The sequence below is a fragment of the Staphylococcus sp. FW104-15G4D genome, from assembly GCF_058790135.1.
Genome location: NZ_JBYTCH010000001.1, coordinates 247,385 through 271,183 on the forward strand (window position 1 = coordinate 247,385; position 23,799 = coordinate 271,183).

The 23,799-nt window shown below is 32.9% G+C and carries 21 protein-coding genes and 1 tRNA gene; 18 read left to right on the plus strand and 4 right to left on the minus strand.

Translation table 11 applies throughout. The features are described from left to right. Positions 1-26 precede the first annotated feature (26 nt). The 14 genes from prfB (at position 27) to whiA (ending at position 16,890) form a co-directional block, all read left to right on the plus strand. Positions 27-1,143, plus strand: a protein-coding gene (prfB, locus tag AC3WQX_RS01200) for a peptide chain release factor 2 (RefSeq protein WP_098905506.1) whose coding sequence is annotated in 2 segments (ribosomal slippage) — positions 27-98 and positions 100-1,143 — 1,116 coding nt in all. Because the reading frame shifts where the segments join, the coding sequence is not laid out codon by codon here. A gap of 332 nt (positions 1,144-1,475) precedes the next feature. Beyond that, positions 1,476-2,255 carry a COG3942 and LysM peptidoglycan-binding domain-containing protein gene (locus AC3WQX_RS01205; RefSeq protein WP_023350653.1) on the plus strand — a complete coding sequence of 260 codons (780 nt, stop codon included), beginning with the start codon at positions 1,476-1,478 and terminating at the stop codon, positions 2,253-2,255. 312 nt (positions 2,256-2,567) lie between these two features. Continuing rightward, positions 2,568-3,209, plus strand: coding sequence for a YfbR-like 5'-deoxynucleotidase (locus AC3WQX_RS01210; protein ID WP_002433218.1), 642 nt, complete (start codon positions 2,568-2,570; stop codon positions 3,207-3,209). Positions 3,210-3,214: 5 nt separating this feature from the next. Beyond that, positions 3,215-3,451, plus strand: a complete 237-nt coding sequence (locus AC3WQX_RS01215; RefSeq protein WP_002433094.1) for a CsbA family protein — start codon at positions 3,215-3,217, stop codon at positions 3,449-3,451. 277 nt (positions 3,452-3,728) lie between these two features. After that, positions 3,729-5,714 (plus strand): excinuclease ABC subunit UvrB, encoded by a 1,986-nt coding sequence (gene uvrB, locus AC3WQX_RS01220; RefSeq protein WP_002433232.1) that lies wholly within the window; start codon positions 3,729-3,731, stop codon positions 5,712-5,714. Positions 5,715-5,721: 7 nt separating this feature from the next. Beyond that, positions 5,722-8,556 (plus strand): excinuclease ABC subunit UvrA, encoded by a 2,835-nt coding sequence (gene uvrA, locus AC3WQX_RS01225; RefSeq protein ID WP_002433280.1) that lies wholly within the window; start codon positions 5,722-5,724, stop codon positions 8,554-8,556. 466 nt (positions 8,557-9,022) lie between these two features. Next, complete coding sequence (gene hprK / locus AC3WQX_RS01230) at positions 9,023-9,955, plus strand: HPr(Ser) kinase/phosphatase (RefSeq protein WP_002433410.1); 933 nt, start codon at positions 9,023-9,025, stop codon at positions 9,953-9,955. A 6-nt stretch (positions 9,956-9,961) separates the two neighbouring features. Then, a complete protein-coding gene (gene lgt, locus AC3WQX_RS01235) occupies positions 9,962-10,798 on the plus strand; it encodes a prolipoprotein diacylglyceryl transferase (protein ID WP_002432981.1) in 837 nt (278 codons plus the stop codon). A gap of 8 nt (positions 10,799-10,806) precedes the next feature. Beyond that, entirely contained in the window at positions 10,807-11,301 is a 495-nt protein-coding gene (locus AC3WQX_RS01240) for an acyltransferase (RefSeq protein WP_037560673.1), read from the plus strand. Next, positions 11,301-12,740, plus strand: coding sequence for a tetratricopeptide repeat protein (locus AC3WQX_RS01245; RefSeq protein ID WP_023350650.1), 1,440 nt, complete (start codon positions 11,301-11,303; stop codon positions 12,738-12,740). Before AC3WQX_RS01240 ends, AC3WQX_RS01245 begins: the two co-directional genes overlap by 1 nt. 65 nt (positions 12,741-12,805) lie before the next feature. Then, the gene (trxB, locus tag AC3WQX_RS01250) at positions 12,806-13,747 is read left to right on the plus strand and encodes a thioredoxin-disulfide reductase (RefSeq protein WP_023350649.1); all 942 of its coding nucleotides are present in this window, start codon (positions 12,806-12,808) and stop codon (positions 13,745-13,747) included. 169 nt (positions 13,748-13,916) lie between these two features. Continuing rightward, positions 13,917-14,828, plus strand: coding sequence for an RNase adapter RapZ (gene rapZ / locus AC3WQX_RS01255; protein ID WP_002432991.1), 912 nt, complete (start codon positions 13,917-13,919; stop codon positions 14,826-14,828). Continuing rightward, a complete protein-coding gene (locus AC3WQX_RS01260; RefSeq protein WP_002433187.1) occupies positions 14,825-15,820 on the plus strand; it encodes a gluconeogenesis factor YvcK family protein in 996 nt (331 codons plus the stop codon). Before rapZ ends, AC3WQX_RS01260 begins: the two co-directional genes overlap by 4 nt. A 125-nt stretch (positions 15,821-15,945) precedes the next feature. After that, positions 15,946-16,890, plus strand: coding sequence for a DNA-binding protein WhiA (whiA, locus tag AC3WQX_RS01265; RefSeq protein WP_002433095.1), 945 nt, complete (start codon positions 15,946-15,948; stop codon positions 16,888-16,890). Between the two features lie 178 nt (positions 16,891-17,068). On the opposite strand, the gene AC3WQX_RS01270 is transcribed toward whiA, so the two are convergent. Further along, positions 17,069-17,140, minus strand: a tRNA-Arg gene (locus tag AC3WQX_RS01270). 190 nt (positions 17,141-17,330) lie between these two features. Between AC3WQX_RS01270 and clpP the strand changes: the two genes are divergently transcribed. After that, positions 17,331-17,918: an ATP-dependent Clp endopeptidase proteolytic subunit ClpP gene (gene clpP, locus AC3WQX_RS01275; RefSeq protein WP_002433484.1), complete on the plus strand. Its 588-nt coding sequence runs from the start codon at positions 17,331-17,333 to the stop codon at positions 17,916-17,918. Between the two features lie 279 nt (positions 17,919-18,197). On the opposite strand, the gene AC3WQX_RS01280 is transcribed toward clpP, so the two are convergent. Together AC3WQX_RS01280 and AC3WQX_RS01285 are read right to left on the minus strand one after the other, a co-directional pair. Further along, a complete protein-coding gene (locus AC3WQX_RS01280; RefSeq protein WP_002433351.1) occupies positions 18,198-18,380 on the minus strand; it encodes a hypothetical protein in 183 nt (60 codons plus the stop codon). Between the two features lie 31 nt (positions 18,381-18,411). Then, complete coding sequence (locus tag AC3WQX_RS01285) at positions 18,412-19,311, minus strand: TIGR01777 family oxidoreductase (RefSeq protein WP_002433368.1); 900 nt, start codon at positions 19,309-19,311, stop codon at positions 18,412-18,414. An 895-nt stretch (positions 19,312-20,206) separates the two neighbouring features. On the opposite strand from AC3WQX_RS01285, the gene AC3WQX_RS01290 reads away from it, so the two are divergent. Then, complete coding sequence (locus tag AC3WQX_RS01290; protein ID WP_023350646.1) at positions 20,207-20,971, plus strand: hypothetical protein; 765 nt, start codon at positions 20,207-20,209, stop codon at positions 20,969-20,971. A gap of 50 nt (positions 20,972-21,021) precedes the next feature. Here the strand turns inward: AC3WQX_RS01290 and AC3WQX_RS01295 are convergent, their stop codons facing one another. Beyond that, complete coding sequence (locus AC3WQX_RS01295; RefSeq protein WP_002433308.1) at positions 21,022-21,276, minus strand: hypothetical protein; 255 nt, start codon at positions 21,274-21,276, stop codon at positions 21,022-21,024. Between the two features lie 368 nt (positions 21,277-21,644). On the opposite strand from AC3WQX_RS01295, the gene AC3WQX_RS01300 reads away from it, so the two are divergent. Both AC3WQX_RS01300 and gap read left to right on the plus strand, forming a co-directional pair. Then, positions 21,645-22,658, plus strand: a complete 1,014-nt coding sequence (locus AC3WQX_RS01300; RefSeq protein ID WP_002433152.1) for a sugar-binding transcriptional regulator — start codon at positions 21,645-21,647, stop codon at positions 22,656-22,658. A gap of 52 nt (positions 22,659-22,710) precedes the next feature. Beyond that, positions 22,711-23,721, plus strand: a complete 1,011-nt coding sequence (gene gap / locus AC3WQX_RS01305) for a type I glyceraldehyde-3-phosphate dehydrogenase (protein WP_002432992.1) — start codon at positions 22,711-22,713, stop codon at positions 23,719-23,721. Positions 23,722-23,799 lie beyond the last annotated feature (78 nt).

Genomic DNA, 23,799 nt, shown 5'->3' on the forward strand with positions numbered 1-23,799 from the left:
ACATTCAGTAATAGGAGAGAAAATCAATGGAATTATCTGAAATTAAACGAAATATAGACGAATATCAAAATAATTTAAATCAAATTAGGGGGTCTCTTTGACTTAGAGAATAAAGAGACTAATATCCAAGAATACGAAGAGATGATGGCAGATCCAAACTTCTGGAATGACCAAAATAAAGCTCAAGAAATTATAGATAAAAATAACGCTTTAAAGTCGATAGTGAATGGGTATCACGATTTAGCCAATGAAGTTGATGATATGAGTGCAACTAGAGAATTGTTACAAGAAGAATATGATGAAGATATGAAAGAAGAACTTGAGAATACTGTCATTCAATTTAAAGATAAAATGGATCAATTTGAATTGCAATTACTTCTGGATGGGCCACATGATGCAAATAATGCCATACTTGAACTTCATCCAGGCGCCGGAGGAACTGAATCACAAGATTGGGCGAGTATGTTACTAAGAATGTATCAACGTTATTGTGAACAAAATGGCTTCAATGTTGAGACGGTGGACTATTTACCGGGTGACGAAGCAGGCGTAAAAAGCGTAACGCTATTGATTAAAGGTCATAATGCTTATGGTTACCTAAAAGCAGAAAAAGGCGTGCACCGATTAGTCAGAATCTCACCATTTGATTCCTCGGGTAGACGACATACGTCGTTTGCCTCTTGTGACGTGATTCCAGATTTCAATAATGATGAAATTGAAATAGAAATTAATCCGGATGATATAACGGTTGATACCTTTAGAGCTTCAGGAGCTGGTGGTCAGCATATTAACAAAACAGAATCAGCGATCAGAATTACTCACCATCCTACAGGTATTGTAGTCAATAACCAAAATGAACGTTCGCAAATTAAGAACCGAGAAGCAGCAATGAAAATGTTAAAATCTAAGTTATACCAACTAAAATTAGATGAACAAGAACGTGAAATGGCTGAAATTCGTGGTGAACAAAAAGAAATTGGGTGGGGAAGTCAAATACGATCTTATGTTTTCCATCCTTATTCAATGGTTAAAGACCATCGTACAAATGAAGAAACTGGTAAGGTTGATGCAGTCATGGATGGCGATATTGGGCCATTTATAGAAGCTTATTTAAGAAAAGAAATGGACAATGAAGAAGTTTAATAATTTAAGTTCCTCATTTATTAGTGTTAGTGACTAGTAAATGAGGTTTTTAATTTAATAAACATTAAGTAGGTAATGTTTTGTGTAATAAAATATCTAATAATAATATGTAATATGCAATTTATAATATTACCACATAGAGTTTCAGACTTAGAAAAGTAACCCTTTACACCGTTATTGTAAAGATAGTTAGCGTTTTATATCGTGTTTTTGTAATCATTCTCTTTTTACTGTTATATTACATCGCTATAACATTAAACATCTCAAGCTTGGGGTGTGCTATATTTGAACTTGTAAATTTAAGAACAAACTAGCAAAGGAATGACAACTAGATGAAAAAAACGCTAACTGTAACTTTAAGTTCGATTGCAGCATTTTTTGCAATCAACACTGCAGCTAACGCTCAAGAATCAGAGGCGTCTCAACAGGACGTAAATTCACCAGACGTTGTTACAACGAATCAATCTAATTTAGGAACATATATAGTTAAAGCAGGAGATTGTTTATATAATATCGCAGTAGAACACGGCATCACTTTAGAACAATTATATACATTAAACCCAGGAATCCAACCGCTTATTTTCCCTGGTGATAAAATAGTTGTTTCAGAGAGTGGCGTTAATCCATCACAATTTGAAAGTGAAGAAATCTCTATTCCGCAAACTACATTTGAGTCAACTTCAACTGATGAATCAGGTGTTACTTATGAAAATTATGAAACACCAATCAATTTTTCTCAAACTTCTTATGATGGTTTAAGAAGTATTTCGAATGCAGGTAACCTATATACTGACGGACAATGCACTTACTATGCATTTAATCGTCGTGCTGAATTAGGAAAACCAATTGGTAGTTTATGGGGCAATGCTAGCAACTGGGCAGCATCTGCTAGCCAAGCTGGATTCAATGTAAATAACACACCTGAAGTAGGAGCTATATTCCAAAGCGCTCCTGGACAAAATGGTGCTGGTGCGTATGGACATGTAGGCGTTGTTGAGTCAGTAAATCCTAATGGTACATTAACTGTTTCTGAAATGAACTGGAACGGTGGCGTAAACGTTAAATCATATAGAACAATTTATAATCCAGGTTCTTACAATTATATTCACTAAAAGACTAAATTATAAAAGTGAAAAAGAAAAAATTAATATATGTATTTTAAACAAGGCTGTAACAGTGTTTATTGTTACAGCTTTTTTATTCGAGTTACACTATGTGTCATCAACTTAATAAGTAAGCGATTTAAACTCTTATTGAAATTTAATTATCAAACAAGGATATTCTAAGATATATGCAAACTAGAATCTCTTACCTTTATAAAAAATTAATATATAAAAATATGAATTTACTTTCAATAATAAAATGGATTGATATAATAACTATAAGTAATTAGACAAATTTCGTTTACAGGGAGGTATCGTGATATGGGTGTACATCAATATTTTAAAAGACTTTCTGATTTAGAAAAATTAATAAGACTACCGGGTAAGTTTAAATATTTCGAACATAATGTCGCTGCCCACTCATTTAAAGTGACTAAAATTGCCCAGTATTTAGCAACTGTTGAAGAATATTATGGAAATGAAATCAATTGGAAAAGTCTATATGAGAAGGCGTTAAATCACGATTTCGCGGAAGTTTTTACCGGTGACATCAAAACCCCTGTTAAATATGCAAGCAGAGAATTAAAGAAACTATTCTCCCAAGTAGAGGAAGAAATGGTTGATACATTCATTAAAGAGGAGATTCCTGAACAATATCAAAAAGTATACAGAGAACGCCTGCAAGAAGGTAAAGATGATTCTTTAGAAGGCCAAATTCTCTCAGTGGCAGATAAAATTGATTTATTATATGAAACTTTTGGAGAAATTCAAAAACGTAACCCAGAACCTTTATTCTTTGAAATTTATGAAATGAGTCTAGAGACAATTATTCAATTTGATCATTTAAATTCAGTAAAAGACTTCATAGATAATGTTATTCCTGAAATGCTTACAGAAAACTTCATTCCAAGAACTGAGTTACGTGAAACGACTATGACAATCTTAAATAGAAGAAATGGGTGACGATAATGATTTGGTATGCATGTGCCGCCTTTTTTCCTTGTATATTAGTGGTATTATTTAGTGTTGTCACTAGAAGTAAATGGATAGGTACATTATTAACGCTAATATTAATAGGTACTTCGATTTATAAAGGTTTTTTTCATAATGAATGGATCATATTTATAGATGTAGTGAGTCTTCTAGCAGGTTATTTAATCATTGATAAATTGAAACTTCATAAGAATCAAGATGATTCTCGTTAGGAAATATCAATATATAGAAAGCGTAAACAAATCTTTTGAAGGTTACAGAAGATTGTTTTATAGTATCTTTAAACGAGAAAGACTTAAATTAAATAACTTTTTAAACAAGCATGGTGTTTCACTATGTTTGTTTTTATTTTCAAAAAATCCCAAGCGAACAAACGTTTGCTTTAGTCGTTATAAATTTGTTAGAATAGTACATAATGAAACTTAAGACTATAAACGTGAGTGTTAAATTTTAAATGAGTGAGAAATTAAATAGGAGGCGTATGTCAGAATGGTTGAACATGTTCCATTTAAGTTGAATTCTGAATTTGAACCACAGGGGGATCAACCTCAAGCGATACAAAAAATTGTTGATGGTGTGAATAATGGAAAACGTCACCAAACTTTACTTGGCGCGACAGGAACAGGTAAAACATTCACTATGAGTAACGTCATCAAAGAAGTCGGTAAACCTACATTGATTATTGCACACAATAAGACATTAGCTGGGCAACTTTATAGTGAGTTTAAAGAATTCTTCCCTGAAAATAGAGTAGAATATTTTGTAAGTTATTATGATTATTATCAACCAGAAGCTTATGTTCCATCGACTGATACTTTCATAGAAAAGGACGCCTCCATCAATGATGAAATTGACCAATTACGTCATTCGGCTACAAGTGCGTTATTTGAACGCGATGATGTAATAATTATTGCTAGTGTAAGTTGTATTTATGGTTTAGGTAATCCGGAAGAATATAAAGACTTAGTAGTTAGCGTTAGAGTTGGAATGGAAATGGATCGCAGTGAATTGCTACGAAAATTAGTAGATGTTCAATATACACGTAATGATATTGATTTCCAACGTGGTACTTTTAGAGTGCGTGGAGATGTTGTAGAGATTTTCCCTGCATCTAGAGAAGAAATGTGTATTAGAGTAGAGTTCTTTGGAGATGAAATTGATCGCATCAGAGAGGTCAATTATTTAACTGGTGAAGTTATACGTGAACGTGAACATTTTGCTATTTTCCCAGCCTCTCACTTCGTAACTCGTGAAGAAAAGATGAAAGTTGCAATTGAACGAATTGAGAAAGAATTAGAAGAACGACTTAAAGAATTACGCGATGAAAATAAATTATTAGAAGCTCAGCGACTTGAACAGCGCACGAATTATGATCTCGAAATGATGCGTGAAATGGGCTTCTGTTCAGGTATTGAGAATTATTCTGTTCACCTTACATTAAGACCTTTAGGCTCTACACCTTTTACATTGCTTGATTATTTTGGTGATGATTGGCTTGTAATGATTGATGAATCACACGTTACTTTACCTCAAATTCGTGGTATGTATAACGGTGACAGAGCTCGTAAACAGGTGCTTGTAGATCATGGGTTCCGTTTACCAAGTGCACTTGATAATAGACCCCTAAAATTTGAAGAGTTCGAAGATAAAACTAAACAACTTGTATATGTTTCTGCTACACCAGGACCTTATGAATTAGAACATACTGATGAAATGGTTGAACAGATTATTCGTCCAACTGGCTTACTCGATCCTAAAATCGACGTTAGACCAACTGAAAATCAAATTGATGATTTACTCAGTGAGATTCAAGAACGGATAGATAGAGATGAACGTGTGTTAGTAACAACATTAACTAAAAAAATGAGTGAAGATTTAACCACATATATGAAAGAAGCGGGTATTAAAGTTAACTATTTACATTCTGAGATTAAAACATTAGAACGTATTGAAATTATTCGGGATTTGCGTATGGGAACTTATGACGCTATTGTAGGGATTAACCTGTTGAGAGAGGGTATTGATATACCTGAAGTGTCTCTAGTAGTTATACTCGATGCTGATAAAGAAGGATTTCTACGATCAGATCGTTCTTTAATTCAAACAATAGGTCGTGCTGCACGTAATGATAAAGGTGAAGTTATTATGTATGCAGATAAAATTACTGATTCAATGCAATATGCAATTGATGAAACGCAAAGACGTCGAGATATTCAAACGGCGCATAATAAGGAACACGGTATAACTCCTAAAACGATTAATAAGAAAATACATGATGTTATTAGTGCTACAGTAGAAAGTGATGAAACTAATGATCAGAAACAAACAGAACTACCTAAGAAAATGACTAAAAAAGAAAGACAAAAAACTATTGAAAATATAGAAAAAGAAATGAAAAAAGCAGCTAAAGATTTAGACTTCGAGAAAGCAACAGAATTAAGAGATATGTTATTTGAATTAAAAGCAGAAGGGTGACGTTTAAATGAAAGGACCGTCAATAGTCGTTAAAGGCGCACGTGCACATAATTTAAAAGGAGTAGATATTGAGCTACCCAAAAATAAACTTATTGTCATGACTGGACTTTCAGGCTCTGGTAAGTCTTCTTTGGCATTTGATACGATTTATGCAGAAGGACAAAGACGATATGTTGAGTCTCTAAGTGCATATGCACGTCAGTTTTTAGGACAAATGGATAAGCCAGATGTTGATACAATTGAAGGTTTATCACCTGCCATTTCTATTGATCAAAAGACAACTAGTAAAAATCCACGATCAACTGTTGCAACTGTAACTGAAATCTATGACTATATACGTCTGCTTTATGCACGCGTAGGTAAACCTTATTGTCCGCACCATGGAATAGAAATAGAATCTCAAACTGTTCAACAAATGGTGGATAGAATTCTAGAACTTGAAGAACGTACAAAAATCCAACTACTTGCACCTGTAGTGTCTCATAGAAAAGGAACACACGAAAAATTAATTGAAGATATAGGTAAAAAGGGTTATGTACGCTTACGTGTCGACGGAGAGATTGTAGATGTCAATGAAGTGCCCGAACTTGATAAGAATAAAAATCATACTATTGAAGTAGTTGTCGACCGCTTAGTCGTTAAAGATGGAATTGAGACGCGTTTAGCAGATTCAATTGAAACGTCTTTAGAACTAGCGGAAGGTAACTTGACTGTTGATGTCATTGATGGTGATGAACTAAAATTTTCTGAAAATCATGCATGTCCTATTTGTGGATTCTCAATTGGTGAGTTAGAGCCAAGAATGTTCAGTTTCAATAGTCCATTTGGTGCATGCCCAACATGTGATGGTCTTGGTCAAAAACTAACAGTAGACATGGATTTAGTTGTTCCTGATAAAGATAAATCATTAAATGAAGGTGCAATTGAACCATGGGAGCCTACAAGTTCGGACTTCTATCCAACATTGTTAAAACGCGTATGTGAAGTCTATAAGATCAACATGGATAAACCATATAAAAAGCTGACAGATAGACAAAAGAATATCTTGATGCACGGTTCTGGAGATAAAGAAATTGAGTTTACTTTCACTCAACGTAATGGGGGCACACGTAAACGCAAAATGGTATTCGAAGGGGTTATTCCTAATATCAATCGACGCTACCATGAGTCTCCTTCTGAGTATACCCGTGAAATGATGAGCAAGTACATGACAGAACTTCCATGTGAAACGTGTCATGGTAAACGTTTGAGCCAAGAAGCTTTATCTGTCTATGTTGGCGGTTTTAATATTGGTGAAGTCGTGCAATACTCCATTAAAAATGCTTTGAATTATTATGAAAAGATTGAATTAAGTGAGCAAGACAGAGCGATAGCAAACCAAATCCTTAAGGAAATTATTTCAAGATTATCTTTCTTAAATAACGTAGGTTTGGAATATCTTACTTTAAATCGTTCATCTGGTACTTTATCAGGTGGGGAAGCACAACGTATTCGTCTTGCTACTCAAATAGGTTCAAGACTAACAGGCGTATTGTATGTATTAGATGAACCTTCAATTGGGCTACATCAAAGAGATAACGATCGCCTAATTAGTACATTAAAAGAAATGAGAGATTTAGGAAATACGTTAATTGTTGTCGAACACGATGATGATACGATGAGAGCAGCAGATTATTTAGTAGATGTAGGTCCAGGTGCAGGGAATCATGGTGGAGAAATTGTTTCAAGTGGTACACCTGCTAAAGTAATGAAAGATAAAAAATCATTAACTGGACAATATCTTAGTGGCAAAAAACGTATTGATGTACCCGAACATAGACGAGAAGTAACTAATAAGAAAATTAGCATAAAAGGTGCTAGAAGCAATAATCTTAAAAACGTCGATGTTGAATTTCCTTTATCAGTAATGACTGTTGTTACTGGAGTGTCTGGTTCTGGTAAAAGTTCATTAGTTAATGAAATTTTATATAAATCTCTTGCCCAAAAAATTAATAAATCTAAAATAAAACCTGGAGATTTTGACACAATTGATGGTATTGATCACCTAGATAAGATTATTGATATTGATCAATCTCCAATTGGTAGAACTCCACGTTCAAATCCAGCCACTTATACAGGCGTTTTCGATGATATTAGAGATGTCTTTGCTCAAACGAATGAAGCTAAAATACGTGGTTATCAAAAAGGTAGATTTAGTTTCAATGTTAAAGGTGGACGTTGTGAAGCTTGTAAAGGTGACGGTATCATTAAAATAGAAATGCATTTTTTACCAGACGTTTATGTACCATGTGAAGTGTGTGATGGTAAACGTTATAATCGAGAAACCTTGGAAGTAACTTACAAAGGTAAAAATATTGCCGATGTATTAGAAATGACTGTTGAAGAAGCAACACATTTCTTCGAAAATATTCCAAAAATTAATCGAAAGCTTCAAACACTTGTTGATGTCGGCTTAGGTTATATTACTTTAGGACAACAGGCGACAACTCTTTCAGGTGGTGAAGCTCAACGTGTAAAATTAGCTTCTGAATTGCATAAGCGTTCCACAGGACGTTCTATTTATATCCTTGATGAACCTACAACGGGGCTGCACGTTGATGATATTAGCCGTTTGTTAAAAGTTTTAAATCGATTAGTAGAAAACGGAGATACAGTTGTGATTATTGAACACAACTTAGATGTAATTAAAACTGCAGATCACATTATTGATCTTGGACCTGAAGGTGGCGAAGGCGGGGGTACTATAGTTGGTACTGGTACTCCGGAAGAAATTGCTGAAAATAAAGACTCTTATACTGGAACATATTTAAAACCTGTTTTAGAAAGAGACAGTATAGAATAAATAAATAGCCAATTAGTAAAGATAACGCTTCAAAGTTTTAGTTAACCTTTACTAATGCTAACCAACTTTGATAGGCTAGGACATTAATATTGTCCTAGCCTTAATTCTTTATCATGATGATAGCTTTTAAAATTAAGATATATTCATTATAAGTTTTTAATTCTTATTAACCATTGCAACAAGTCCATAGCTAATAAAGTTTTTTCTAAAGTATTTATTGAGATATGCAAGTTAAAGTGAGTGTTTTGTAACTTTAATACAAGAATTCAAACCTATAATTTATTAATGGTTAAAATACTCACCTCAGATGTTAAAAGAATTTGACATTCATATATTTAAGTTAATGGTTATTTAAGAATATTTTAAAAGTTAAATCGTCATTTTAATATAGATTGTGAGTTCATTTTTGATATGATAATAGAATAGAGAATAGATACGAAGGGATATTATAATTTGAGGTGAACCCATGTTAACAACAGAAAGACTGGTTAATACACTTAATCTAGATTTAATCGCCGGGGAAGAAGGCTTAAATAGACCGATAAAAAATACGGATATATCACGTCCTGGTCTAGAAATGGCAGGCTATTTCTCTCACTATGCTTCAGATAGAATTCAATTGTTAGGAACTACTGAACTATCTTTCTATAATCTACTTCCAGATGATGAGAAAGAAGGAAGAATGAGAAAATTATGTCGACCTGAAACTCCAGCAATTATTGTGACGCGAGGATTGGAGCCCCCTGAAGAATTGATTTCTGCAGCAAAAGAACTGAATACACCTATTATTATTGCTAAAGATGCTACGACAAGTTTGATGAGTCGTTTGACTACATTTTTAGAGCATGAATTAGCTAAAACCACATCTTTACATGGAGTACTCGTCGATGTTTATGGAGTAGGTGTATTAATTACAGGTGATTCAGGTATAGGTAAAAGTGAGACTGCATTAGAATTAGTTAAACGTGGTCACAGACTTGTCGCTGATGATAATGTTGAAATTAAAGAAATCACTAAAGACGAATTAATAGGCAAACCACCTAAATTGATTGAGCATTTACTTGAGATTCGAGGACTGGGAATTATTAATGTTATGACTCTATTTGGTGCAGGGTCTATTTTGACTGAGAAACAAATTCGTTTAAATATTAATTTAGAGAATTGGAATAAAGATAAATTATATGATCGAGTTGGACTTAATGAGGAAACTTTGAAAATCCTCGATACTGAAATTACTAAAAAAACAATTCCTGTCAGACCTGGACGAAATGTTGCCGTAATTATTGAAGTTGCAGCGATGAATTATCGATTAAATATAATGGGAATTAATACAGCTGAAGAGTTTAGTGAGCGTTTAAATGAAGAAATCGTTCGCAATAGTCATAAAAGTGAGGAGTAGTACGAAATGGGTTTAACTCTAGGATACATTGATCCAATTGCTTTTAGTATTGGACCTATACATGTTCGTTGGTATGGAATTATTATCGCATGTGGTATATTACTGGGTTATTTTATTGCACAAGCTGCACTAAAAAATGTTGGCTTACATAAAGATACATTAATAGATATTATATTCTATAGTGCTATATTTGGTTTTATTGTGGCACGTTTATACTTCGTGATTTTCCAATGGCCATATTACATGCAAAATCCAGGTGAAATACCGAAGATATGGCATGGAGGTATAGCAATCCACGGTGGTTTAATTGGTGGATTTATTACAGGTGTTATCGTATGTAGGTCTAAAAATCTACACCCGTTACAAATCGGTGATATTGTAGCGCCAGGTATTATATTAGCTCAAGGTATAGGTAGATGGGGTAATTTTATGAATCATGAAGCCCATGGTGGACCTGTATCGAAGGCGTTTTTAGAACACTTACATTTACCGGATTTTATCATTAGAAATATGTATATCGAAGGTCAGTATTATCATCCTACATTTTTATATGAATCTGTGTGGGATGTTCTCGGTTTTATAATTCTAATTACTTTAAGGAAACATCTAAAAATAGGGGAAACGTTCTTTATTTATCTTATTTGGTATTCAATTGGCCGATTCTTCGTTGAAGGACTGCGAACTGATAGTTTAATGCTTACGAGTCATATTAGAGTTGCACAACTCGTATCAGTCATTCTTATCGTTGTTAGCATTATTCTTATTGTATATAGAAGAGTTAAGTATCATCCTTCAACTTTTAAAAATTCTGGACCACTTCAATGGCCAGGTAAAAAGGCGTAGTGTGTATGGTGAGACGATTAAACAAACAAAAACGTTTCTCCATAAACCCTCTGTGGCAAGTTTATAAAATAGTGAGATTTCCTAAGGTTTTTAAACAAACTATTATTATTGAAATTTCTCGTTTTATACCAAGCATGCGTCTAAAACGCTCTATTTATCGCAAGTTTTTAAAAATGGCTATAGGTCAGAATACAGCATTTGCATATAAAGTTTTACCTGACTTGTTTTATCCAGAGTTAATTTCTGTTGGCAACAATAGTGTTATTGGTTATAATACAACAATATTAACGCATGAAGTACTTATTGATGAATGGCGACAAGGTAGAGTCACCATTGGGCATCATACATTGATTGGTGCGAATGTAACGATTTTACCAGGAGTTAGAATAGGAAACCATGTAAAAGTCGGAGCTGGTACGGTCATCACTAAAGATATACCTGATTATAGCTTTGTATGTGGTAATCCTATGCATTTAAAAGTTGATAGAGGAGGTGACAATTAATGGCACGTGAAGACAATAAAATAATACCAATGATTTTCGACGAAACTTTTTACCGTAAAATGGCTATACAAAAATGGCAACAACAAGATTATAATAAAGCAGCAAATTACTATAGCAAAGTGCTCGAATTGTCACCTGAAGATTATGATATTCAATTACATTATGCACAATGTTTAACGAAAATAAATTTAGGTAGAAAAGCAGAGCAAATATTTTACGAAAATATTGTAAATGATTTTCATGTTGCAGATAGTTTCTATGAGTTAAGTCAATTAAATATAGAGTTGAATGAACCAAACAAGGCATTCTTGTTTGGTATTAATTATGTACTTTTAACAGATGATCAAGACTTTAGAGAAGTACTAGAAAAGACATTCGAAGTGACCTATACAAGTGAACATAAAATTGAATTAGAAGCACAATTATTTGCTACACAACTATTATTCCAATTTTTATTTTCACAAGGACGACTGAATGACGCTCGAGCATATATTCTAAGTCAAGATGAGCATATTCAATCCCATCGCGTTATACGTAATTTGCTTGCGATGTGCTATCTTTATTTAAGTGAATATGAAACAGCTAAAGAGATGTTTGAAGCGTTATTGAGTGAAGATAATTCAGATGTTCATGCCTTATGTCATTATACACTTTTACTTTATAACACAAATGAAATGGAGAAATATAAGAGGTATCTTAAAATATTAAACAAAGTTGTACCTATGAATGATGATGAAAGTTTTAAACTAGGAATTGTATTAAGTTATTTAAAACAGTATCAAGCATCTCAAAATTTACTTTATCCTCTATATAAAAAGGGTAAGTTTTTATCCATTCAAATGTATAATGCATTGAGCTTTAATTTTTATTACCTCGGAAATAAAGATGAAAGTGTAGAATTATGGAATAAATTACTACAGATATCTAAAGTAGATGTTGGTTATGCGCCATGGGTACTTGAGGAAAGTAAATCAGTTTTTAACCAACGCATTCTTCCACTATTATTGGATGACGATAGTCATTATAGACTATATGGAATCTTTTTATTAAATCAACTCAATGGTAAAGAAATTCTTATGACAGAAGAGATTTGGTCAATCTTAGAATCAATGAATGATTATGAAAAATTATATCTAACGTATCTGGTACAAGGATTAACATTAAATAAATTAGATTTTATTCACAGAGGTATGTTGAAATTATATGAAATGGATTATTTTAAAAACGATACCTCACTATTTATTGACTGGATTGATCAAGCTGAAGCGATTATCTCTGAAAAAGTTGATTTAGCAGAGGTAGACAGATATTTAGCTGCATTTGTCTATATGCACTATAAATATACCAATCACGCTATGACAAAAAAACAAATTATTGATTCTTTTGAAGTCACACGATATAAATTAGATAAAACCATTGCTTTTATTTTGAGCATATAAATTTAAGAAATAAATGGTATAGTATATAATGCGATAATGATTAATAACTAGGAGGCATTAAAAAAATGACTGAAGTAGATTTTGACGTAGCCATTATCGGCGCAGGTCCTGCCGGTATGACAGCAGCAGTTTATGCATCTCGTGCAAATTTAAAAACAGTTATGATTGAACGTGGTATGCCAGGTGGTCAAATGGCCAACACTGAAGAGGTAGAGAACTTTCCAGGATTTGAAATGATTACGGGTCCAGATTTATCTACGAAAATGTTTGAACACGCGAAAAAATTTGGAGCAGAGTATCAATATGGAGATATTAAATCTGTAGAAGATAAAGGTGACTACAAAGTAATTAACTTAGGTAATAAAGAAATTACGGCTCATGCAGTGATTATCTCAACTGGTGCAGAATATAAAAAAATTGGTGTGCCTGGGGAACAAGAACTTGGTGGACGTGGTGTAAGTTACTGTGCTGTGTGTGATGGTGCCTTCTTTAAAAATAAACGATTATTTGTTATTGGTGGTGGCGACTCAGCAGTTGAAGAAGGAACATTCTTAACTAAATTCGCTGATAAAGTAACAATCGTTCATAGAAGAGATGAATTACGTGCGCAGAATATTTTACAAGAACGTGCTTTCAAAAATGAAAAAGTTGATTTCATTTGGAGTCATACTTTAAAAACAATCAACGAAAAAGATGGCAAAGTAGGATCAGTAACTTTAGAATCTACTAAAGATGGTTCGGAAGAAACGTACGATGCTGATGGAGTTTTCATTTACATTGGAATGAAACCTTTAACAGCACCATTTACTAATTTAGGAATCACAAATGAAACAGGATATATTGTCACTAAAGCTGATATGAGTACGAATGTCCCTGGAATCTTTGCAGCTGGTGATGTTCGTGATAAAGGATTACGTCAAATTGTAACTGCAACGGGAGACGGTAGTATTGCAGCTCAAAGTGCAGCAGATTATATCACAGAGCTTAAAGATAAATTAGAAGCTTAATCTACACAATCACATGTAGCTAGGACATTGATGTCGACAAGTAGTCGCTATCAATCGTTCTAGCTTTTTTGATTAATAAAGAAGATTCCTTTAGATATACTAGTATGATAAGATTAATTTAATTATATGAAGTAAGAGCGAAGAACTTAAATGGTGGTGACTTTAAAAAGTGAAAAATAGCGAAAATGAAATTGTTAAAAGTGAATTATTAGTTGTTACAGGCATGTCAGGAGCGGGTAAATCACTAGTGATACAAAGTCTTGAAGATATGGGGTTCTTCTGCGTAGATAATTTACCACCAGTTTTATTACCCAAATTTGTAGAACTCATGGAACAAGGAAATCCTTCTTTACAAAAGGTGGCAATTGCCATTGATTTAAGAGGGAAGGAGTTATTTAAATCTTTAATTAAAGAAATTGATATCATTAAAAGTCGTAATGATGTTATCGTAGACGTCATGTTTTTAGAGGCTAAAACAGAAAAACTTATTTCTCGTTATAAAGAATCAAGAAGAGCACATCCATTGAATGAAAATGGACAACGTTCTCTTATTGAAGCAATTAATGAGGAGAGAGAACATCTTTCTGAAATTAGAAGCATTGCAAACTTTGTTATCGATACGACGCTATTAAAACCTAAGGAATTAAAGCATCGGATCGCTAAATTTTATTTAGATGATAATTTTGAAACGTTTACGATTAATGTTACCAGTTTTGGTTTCAAACATGGGATTCAAATGGATGCTGATTTAGTATTCGATGTAAGATTTTTACCAAATCCATACTATGTAGAAGAACTACGCCCGCTGACTGGTCTTGATGATCTGGTCTATAACTATGTAATGAAATGGAAAGAAACTGAGATTTTCTTTGATAAATTAACAGACCTCTTAAAGTATATGATTCCAGGTTATAAAAAAGAAGGGAAGTCACAGCTTGTTATTGCTATAGGATGTACAGGCGGTCAACACCGATCAGTTGCTTTAGCAAAACGTTTAGGCGAATATCTTGATGAGGTTTTTGATTACAATGTCTATGTGCATCACAGAGATGCTCATATTGAAAGTGGAGAGAAAAAATGAAACAAATGAAAGTAGTACTTATCGGAGGAGGAACAGGCTTATCTGTTCTAGCAAGAGGATTAAGAGAATTCCCTATAGATATTACTGCTATTGTTACTGTCGCTGATAACGGCGGAAGCACAGGGAAGATTAGAGATGTTATGGATATACCTGCTCCAGGTGATATACGTAATGTTATCGCAGCGCTTAGTGATTCAGAATCAACGTTAACTCAACTTTTTCAATACCGTTTTGATGAAAATAAAGTCGACGGCCACTCACTAGGGAATTTGGTTATTGCGGGGATGACAAGTATAACTAATGATTTCGGTCATGCGATAAAAGAACTTAGTAAAGTTCTCAATATCAAAGGGCAAGTAATACCATCAACAAACACAAGTGTACAATTGAATGCGGTCATGGAAGACGGAGAAATTGTTCGTGGAGAAACCAACATACCTAAAACAAATAAAAAAATAGATCGCGTCTTTTTAGAACCTGGGGATGTTGAACCTATGGAAGAAGCGGTTGAGGCACTAGAACATGCAGATTTAATCGTTCTTGGGCCTGGTTCGTTATATACAAGTGTTATCTCTAATTTATGTGTTAAAGGGATTTCTGAAGCATTACTTCGCTCTAATGCACCAAAACTTTATGTTTCTAACGTAATGACTCAACCGGGAGAAACAGATAATTACGATGTTAAAGAACATATAGATGCAATTTGCCAACAAGTCGGTGAAGATTTTATTGACTTTGTGATATGCAGTAATGAAAATTATAGCAAAGACGTTTTACGTAAATATGAAGAAAAAAATTCAAAACCAGTAGAAGTTCATAAAGAAGAGCTAAAAAACAAAGGTATAAGAGTTTTAACAGCTTCAAATTTAATTGAAATTTCTGACGAACACTTCGTACGCCATAATACTAAAATTTTATCAGGTATGATTTATGAGCTTGCACTAGAATTAACAAGCACAATTCAGTTTAACCCTAATGATAAACATAAATAGTGTTAGTGCAATATTTGTTATGATATGATAGCTTACGTGTGTTTTATCAAAGTTGTGTAATGTAATCTCTATGTCGACCATACATAGATCAAAATAGAGTTGATTTAGGAAGGAATGAGTATTCTATGAGCTTTGCATCAGACATGAAAAATGAATTAACACGTATTGAAGTTGATGAAGCAAATGCTAAAGCAGAGCTCAGTGCATTAATTCGTATGAATGGCGCACTTAGTTTATCTAATCAACAATTTGTAATTAACGTACAGACTGAAAATGCAACGACAGCACGACGAATATACTCTCTTATTAAACGAATTTTTAACGTAGAAGTTGAAATATTGGTTCGAAAAAAGATGAAACTAAAAAAGAACAACATTTATATTTGTCGTACAAAAATGTTAGCGAAAGAAATCTTAAATGATCTTGGAATACTTAAAGAGGGCATCTTTACCCATGAAATTGATCCTGACATGATTAAAGATGACGAAATGAGACGAAGTTATTTAAGAGGAGCCTTTCTTGCTGGTGGCTCAGTAAATAATCCTGAAACATCTTCTTATCATCTCGAAATCTTCTCGCAATATGAAAGTCACTCAGAAGGTTTGACTAAATTAATGAATAGTTATGAATTAAATGCAAAGCATCTTGAACGTAAAAAAGGTAGTATTGCTTATCTAAAAGAAGCTGAAAAAATTTCGGATTTTCTTAGTTTAATAGGTGGTTATCAAGCGTTACTGAAATTTGAAGATGTGCGCATTGTTAGAGATATGAGGAATTCTGTGAATCGGTTAGTAAACTGTGAAACAGCGAATCTAAATAAAACAGTGAGCGCAGCCATGAGACAAGTTGAGAGCATACAACTTATTGATCAAGAAATTGGTTTGGATAACTTACCAGACCGATTGAGAGAGGTAGCTAAATTACGAGTTGAACATCAAGAGATATCATTGAAAGAATTAGGTGAAATGATTTCAACTGGGCCAATATCTAAGTCGGGTATGAATCATCGACTAAGAAAACTTAATGAACTTGCAGATAAAATACGTAATGGAGAACAAATCGAAATGTAAGCATAGGTATTTTTGAAATAAATTCAAAAATACCTCATTTATGTTTAGAAGAGTAGGGTCATGTAAAATTTCATGAAACTACGTTTTATATCGTGTTTTATTAATTGATAAGACAAAAAAGAACGCCGTCATTACAGCGTTTTCAATGTAAAAAATGTATGTAATTTATAGTTAAAAGCCCCCTCGAGAGGAATTGAACCTCTATTATAAGAACCGGAATCTCATGTGTTATCCATTACACTACGAGGGGTAAATGAGGATAGAAACATTTTTCTGTACTAATAATAGTGATAACAGTACAATAAAAACGATAATTCTAGTTTACAAATCTTATAGTTAAGCGTCAAACTGAATTTTTAAATAGTAAGTTCAAAATTTTGACCATTTTTGACTTTTAAGGTAAAATAAAATTCAACAGTTATTACAAGGAGGAAAAATAGATGAATTTAATTCCTACAGTTATTGAAACAACAAATCGCGGTGAACGCGCATATGATATTTATTCCCGTTTATTAAAAGACCGTATTATCATGTTAGGTTCTCAAATTGATGATAATGTAGCTAATTCAATTGTATCTCAATTATTATTCTTACAAGCTCAAGACTCTGAAAAAGACATCTACTTATATATCAATTCACCAGGTGGTAGTGTTACAGCAGGTTTTGCTATTTATGATACAATTCAACATATTAAACCGGATGTTCAAACAATTTGTATTGGTATGGCAGCATCTATGGGATCATTCTTATTAGCAGCAGGAGCTAAAGGTAAACGTTTTGCATTACCAAATGCTGAAGTTATGATTCACCAACCTTTAGGTGGTGCACAAGGTCAAGCGACTGAAATCGAAATTGCTGCAAACCATATCTTAAAAACTCGTGAAAAATTAAATCGTATTTTAGCTGAGCGTACAGGTCAATCAATTGAGAAAATTCAACAAGATACTGATCGTGATAACTTCTTAACTGCTGAAGAAGCAAAAGAATATGGTTTAATCGATGAAGTCATGGAGCCAGAAAGTAAATAATTAAAAGCTAAAAAATCTTTTAGTTAATTTTCTGTTACACTGTCTACAAAGTTACTAACTTTGTGGGCAGTTTTTTTATGTAGTTTTAGCTCAAGGCGTATTCTCGTTATAGGTTCCTTAAAAAATATTTCAATTAAAAAATTGCTTAGAGTGGGTGGAAAAAATCAACATTCAATACTTATAAAAAAAGAGACAACGATATTGTGAAAATTAAAAGTTGAGTTAACATGTTCAACTTGTTTTTAAATCACAAATCATGTCTCTTAATCATTTTATTGCTTAGTGCTTCTTTTCTTTTATAAGTAATCGCAAAACTACAATGAATAATGTTAAACCTACAATTGTAAAGAGTAATGACATTAATATCATTGCAATTGTGTGATCAAATGCAAATATTCCATTCAATATTAATAAAATACTAGCAATAATTAACAAAATATAAGTTAATTGATTGTCTTTCATTTTATAAACCTTCTTCGTACGTTGTAATTTCTTAGGCTTTAACTAAATCATCTAACGCATTCTTTAAATTGTTAAACTTAAACTCAAAGCCGAGTGCGTGTAACTTATTTGGTAAAACCTTTTGAGTGTCTAAAACAACTGTTGACATTTCTCCAAGAACTAAACGCATTGCTAATTTTGGCGCCCAAGTTTCATGAGGTTTATGCATTGCTCTAGCTAAAGTATATCCAAATAAGTTTTGTCTTTCAGGGATTGGTGCTGTTAAATTGAAAGGACCGTGTGCATCTTTATTATCTATAGTAAATATAATACCTCTGATTAAATCATCTATGTGAATCCAAGAATACCATTGTTGACCTGAACCTAATTTACCACCGACATAAAAACGGTACGGTAATTCCATAGTTTGTAACGCTCCACCAGTATCAGAGAGAATAAGTCCAAATCTTCCTAAGACTACTCGTGTTCCGAAATCTTTAAATTTATTAGCGAAACGTTCCCATTGGTAAACAATATCTGATAGAAAATCAAAAGGTAAAGTTTGATATAATTCTGTATAACTATAATATAAATCAGGAGGATAATATCCCATAGCACTCGCGTTAAATAAAACTTTTGGTTTTTGAGTACGGCTTTCAAATAACTCATATAAAGCTTGTGTAGACTGAATACGACTAACCATCATGACTTGTTTATGTGATTTAGTCCAGCGTTTATTGAGCGTTGCACCTGCTAAATTGATAACTACATCTATATCAGGAACGTCATTTTGCCAGCCTTCTTTTGACCAATTGACGTAAGTAATTTTAGATTCATTAGATGTTTTATCTTGTCGGGTTAAAATAGTAATATGTGCATCCGTTTTTTTAATTTCCTTTACTAAATGTGAACCTACCATTCCAGTTCCACCAGTAATTAAGTATTGTTTCATCATTTCACCTCATTTTAAAAATAAAAGCGCTTACCTTATTGATAGTGATTATTAATATTCAAAAATTATACATTTTTTAGCCAATAAGATGTCAAATACTTTTATGAATTTGCATTTAAAATTAAAACATTTCAGTTATAATGAAATTGTACCTTCGATAATTAATTAAACATCTCTTAATTAGTATGAGTATACCCCATAATATACTAACGAAGGTAAATTTTGACTCCCTTTAGTAGTGGATCCATGCGAGCAACGTATGGGTCCTTTTTTATATTTTAAAATACATAAATCACTTTTTACAGAAAATGATTTCAATAGATTTTAAAGTCTCTTTAATTGTTTGATTAGTCTAATTTAAGGTTATTATCTATTAGATTGATGTAATATATTATTACCCAAGTAACCATTTAATTATTACAATGAGGGCTATAATTAATAATGTGATTATAAATCCAGCAATATGATTTGACTTACTGTCTTCATAATTATCATTTTTAATCATCATGTATTTCAAATTATTGTGAGATTTTTTATTTTGTGAATTCTCATTATTAAAGTCATACATTTAATCACGTACCATTCATGTTAAGTTTAGATTAAGAAATTAAAAATATAGTGTTTACTTATGAGTATGATGTTATCATATAAAAAATAGGCAAATGAAAACATACAGTTTTTAGTAAATTATAATTAATTGCTTTTAACTAGTAGTTAGTTCATTATATAAAGTTGAATTATAACTATATATTTCATTCAACTATAGTTATAAGGAAGGTTTTTTATTTTCAAAATGAATTATTGAACAATAAATATCGTAAAAATGAGCATAAAAAACAAACTTAAATTTTATTATATATGAATTCCTAATAATTGAAAGAGAGGTAAGTAAGGAATGAGTGGTTTGGCAAAAATAATTAGTACCATCATAGTATTACTTTTATTAATTGGCTTAGCATTTGGAATATTCTCTTTTGTAGACAGTTCTAAAAAAGCTAATGAGCGTCTTAACAGTGATAAAACTGAACAAAATGATAAGAAGAAAGATGACAAGAAAGATAAAGATCAAGATAAAGACAAAGATAAAAATAAGGATAATGACAAAGACAAATCTAAAGATACTAAAGTAAACAAAACACAACAAGCTCCGCAACAAACACAACAGACTCAACAAACGCGTCAAACACAACAAACACAAGAGACACAACAAACAAAGCAGTCAACACAACAAGCTCCAAGCACATCTGAGAAGACACAACAGACACCAACTCAACAAAGAAACACTCAAGAAAAGCAAAAAACTAAACAACAAAAGGCAGAACCACGCTCATCACAACAAACTCAAGAAGCACAAACAGATGAGAAGACAACTGAGCAGTCTAAGTCAGAAAGTAAAAATGATAATAAAACTCAAGAACAACCAAGTTCAGAAGAGAAATCATCATCTCAACAGCCTAGTTCACAACAACCAAGTTCTCAACAGGATAATAGAAAACAACAATCGCAATCAAATAGTAATACTAGCAATAGTAGTAATCAATCTGTTCAAAAAAACACGAGTCAAACTCAACAATCTAGTAATCAAAGCAGTAGCACTCAGGAACGTTCAAGTAATCAAAGCTCATCCAATAATAGCTCACAAAATTCAAAAGAAGATTAAAAAATTAAGCCAACGTCCTTTAATAAGGATGTTGGCTTTTAATATATTATTTAGAATAACCAATATACTAACCAAGATAATAAAAAGGAGATGAACATGATTGAAAAACACCCTATAGTACATCCACAACCTGTATGCGTACATCCATAAGAATATGTTTTCTTAATCATTCTTTCATCCTCAAATTGATGATCTTCATTGGTATGTTGATTTGATTTAAAATATTCATCATCTTTATAGCGCATATCGCTTGGGTCTATCACTTCTACTTTTTCTTTTGAATCTTTATTATTCTCATTTGTCATTTTGTATCCCTCTTCATGAAAAATCTTTGTCAACAATTTTAATTATAATTGAATTAATCAAGGATTTAAAACAGATGATTATATTTAATATAGCTTGGGTAAAATTATCTCGTAAAGGTAATAAAACAATAATTTAAACCTTTTGGAGCTCATAATGAACACTTCAAGGATGTAAACGTTTTATTATCAACTTTAATAATTATTAATAAAAATATGAGTTAATTTGCTTGCAATTTATTATACGCAATAGTACTATTGCAAGTGTAAAGAGGTTAATTTTTGTCCCAGGTGGGACTTAAAAAGTCAACCCATGGTTGTGAGTAGCCCCTCGATTACCTTTTTATAAAGATATAAGGAGGAAGGTAGTAGTGAAAGACTTAATAAAAGTTCAGCAAAAGCTCATACCTGACCTTGTTGATAAGATGTATCGACGTTTTTCGATTTTAACTACTATCTCTCAAAACCAACCAGTGGGTAGAAGAAGTTTAAGTGAACACATGGACATGACTGAAAGGGTCTTAAGATCTGAAACAGACATGTTGAAAAAGCAAGAATTAATTAAAGTTAAATCAACCGGTATGGAAATCACTCATGAAGGTACTGAAGTCTTATCGCAACTCAGTGATTACTTCAATGTTTATAGTGATGACCATAGAATGGCTAGAGCAATTAAAGAAAAGTTCAACATTAAAGATGTTCATGTTATTCCAGGTGATTCAGATTCGAATCAAACAGTTAAAAGAGAAATAGGAAGACAGGCTGGTCAGTTACTAGAAAGTATTTTATATGAAGATGCAATTGTTTCTGTAACTGGAGGATCCACGATGGCATACGTAAGTGAATCTATTCATTTGCTACCATTTAACGTTTTCTTTGTTCCAGCTCGAGGTGGACTAGGTGAAAATATGGTCTACCAAGCAAATACTATTTCTTCTAGTATGGCTCAACAAGCTGGTGGATACTACACAACATTGTATGTACCAGATAATGTGAGTGAATCTACATATGACACTTTGATGTTAGAGCCATCAGTGATTCATACGTTAGATAAAATTAAACAAGCAAATGTTACAATTCACGGTATTGGTGATGCGCTGAAGATGGCGCATCGACGTCAATCACCAAAAGAAGTGATTGATAAACTTCAACATCATCAAGCCGTTGGAGAAGCTTTTGGATATTATTTTGATGCTCAAGGCAATGTGGTTCATAAAGTTAAAACGATTGGGCTACAATTAGAAGACCTTGAGAGTAAAGATTTTATCTTTGCTGTAGCAGGTGGACAATCTAAAGGAGAAGCAATTAAAGCTTATCTCTCTATTGCTCCAGACAATACTGTATTAATCACAGACGAAGCTGCAGCGAAAGTTATTTTACAATAGTAATAAAAAGTTTAATACTTTTTAAATATCATTTTTAAAGGAGGCCATTATAATGGCAATTAAAGTAGCAATTAATGGTTTTGGTAGAATTGGTCGTTTAGCATTCAGAAGAATCCAAGATGTAGAAGGTCTTGAAGTAGTAGCAGTTAACGACTTAACAGATGACGAAATGTTAGCTCACTTATTAAAATACGACACTATGCAAGGTCGCTTCACTGGAGAAGTTGAAGTTATCGATGGTGGATTCCGTGTTAACGGTAAAGAAATTAAATCATTCGATGAACCAGATGCAAGCAAATTACCTTGGGGAGACCTAGACATCGACGTAGTATTAGAATGTACTGGTTTCTACACTGATAAAGATAAAGCACAAGCTCACATCGATGCAGGTGCTAAAAAAGTATTAATCTCTGCTCCAGCTACTGGTGATTTAAAAACAATCGTATTCAACACTAACCATGATGAATTAGATGGTTCTGAAACAGTTGTATCAGGTGCTTCATGTACTACTAACTCATTAGCACCAGTTGCAAAAGTTTTAAATGATGAGTTTGGTTTAGTTGAAGGTTTAATGACTACTATCCATGCTTATACTGGTGACCAAAATACTCAAGATGCTCCTCACAGAAAAGGCGACAAACGTCGTGCTCGTGCAGCAGCAGAAAACATTATCCCTAACTCTACAGGTGCTGCTAAAGCAATTGGTAAAGTTATTCCAGAAATCGACGGTAAATTAGACGGTGGAGCTCAACGTGTTCCAGTTGCTACAGGTTCATTAACTGAATTAACTGTAGTATTAGATAAACAAGATGTAACAGCTGATCAAGTAAATGAAGCAATGAAACAAGCTTCTGATGAATCATTTGGTTACACTGAAGATGAAATCGTATCTTCTGACGTTGTAGGTATGACTTACGGTTCATTATTCGATGCTACTCAAACTCGTGTAATGACTGTTGGTGACCGCCAATTAGTTAAAGTTGCAGCTTGGTACGACAATGAAATGTCTTATACTTCTCAATTAGTTCGTACATTAGCTCACTTAGCTGAACTTTCTAAATAATTGAAGCATAGTGTATAAGCACGTAATTCAAGTTATTTAAAGTACACATGTCGAGAGAGTAACTCTCTCAAACGTTCA

Excerpts from the sequence above, each read along its gene's own strand:
- clpP (WP_002433484.1), top strand. The coding sequence starts at position 17,331 with ATGAATTTAATTCCTACAGTTATTGAAACAACAAATCGCGGTGAACGC.
- AC3WQX_RS01295 (WP_002433308.1), bottom strand. The coding sequence starts at position 21,276 with ATGACAAATGAGAATAATAAAGATTCAAAAGAAAAAGTAGAAGTGATA.
- gap (WP_002432992.1), top strand. The coding sequence starts at position 22,711 with ATGGCAATTAAAGTAGCAATTAATGGTTTTGGTAGAATTGGTCGTTTA.
- AC3WQX_RS01285 (WP_002433368.1), bottom strand. The coding sequence starts at position 19,311 with ATGAAACAATACTTAATTACTGGTGGAACTGGAATGGTAGGTTCACAT.
- trxB (WP_023350649.1), top strand. The coding sequence starts at position 12,806 with ATGACTGAAGTAGATTTTGACGTAGCCATTATCGGCGCAGGTCCTGCC.
- AC3WQX_RS01210 (WP_002433218.1), top strand. The coding sequence starts at position 2,568 with ATGGGTGTACATCAATATTTTAAAAGACTTTCTGATTTAGAAAAATTA.
- AC3WQX_RS01215 (WP_002433094.1), top strand. The coding sequence starts at position 3,215 with ATGATTTGGTATGCATGTGCCGCCTTTTTTCCTTGTATATTAGTGGTA.
- AC3WQX_RS01260 (WP_002433187.1), top strand. The coding sequence starts at position 14,825 with ATGAAACAAATGAAAGTAGTACTTATCGGAGGAGGAACAGGCTTATCT.
- AC3WQX_RS01245 (WP_023350650.1), top strand. The coding sequence starts at position 11,301 with ATGGCACGTGAAGACAATAAAATAATACCAATGATTTTCGACGAAACT.
- AC3WQX_RS01205 (WP_023350653.1), top strand. The coding sequence starts at position 1,476 with ATGAAAAAAACGCTAACTGTAACTTTAAGTTCGATTGCAGCATTTTTT.
- AC3WQX_RS01290 (WP_023350646.1), top strand. The coding sequence starts at position 20,207 with ATGAGTGGTTTGGCAAAAATAATTAGTACCATCATAGTATTACTTTTA.
- hprK (WP_002433410.1), top strand. The coding sequence starts at position 9,023 with ATGTTAACAACAGAAAGACTGGTTAATACACTTAATCTAGATTTAATC.
- uvrB (WP_002433232.1), top strand. The coding sequence starts at position 3,729 with ATGGTTGAACATGTTCCATTTAAGTTGAATTCTGAATTTGAACCACAG.
- uvrA (WP_002433280.1), top strand. The coding sequence starts at position 5,722 with ATGAAAGGACCGTCAATAGTCGTTAAAGGCGCACGTGCACATAATTTA.
- lgt (WP_002432981.1), top strand. The coding sequence starts at position 9,962 with ATGGGTTTAACTCTAGGATACATTGATCCAATTGCTTTTAGTATTGGA.
- whiA (WP_002433095.1), top strand. The coding sequence starts at position 15,946 with ATGAGCTTTGCATCAGACATGAAAAATGAATTAACACGTATTGAAGTT.
- AC3WQX_RS01280 (WP_002433351.1), bottom strand. The coding sequence starts at position 18,380 with ATGAAAGACAATCAATTAACTTATATTTTGTTAATTATTGCTAGTATT.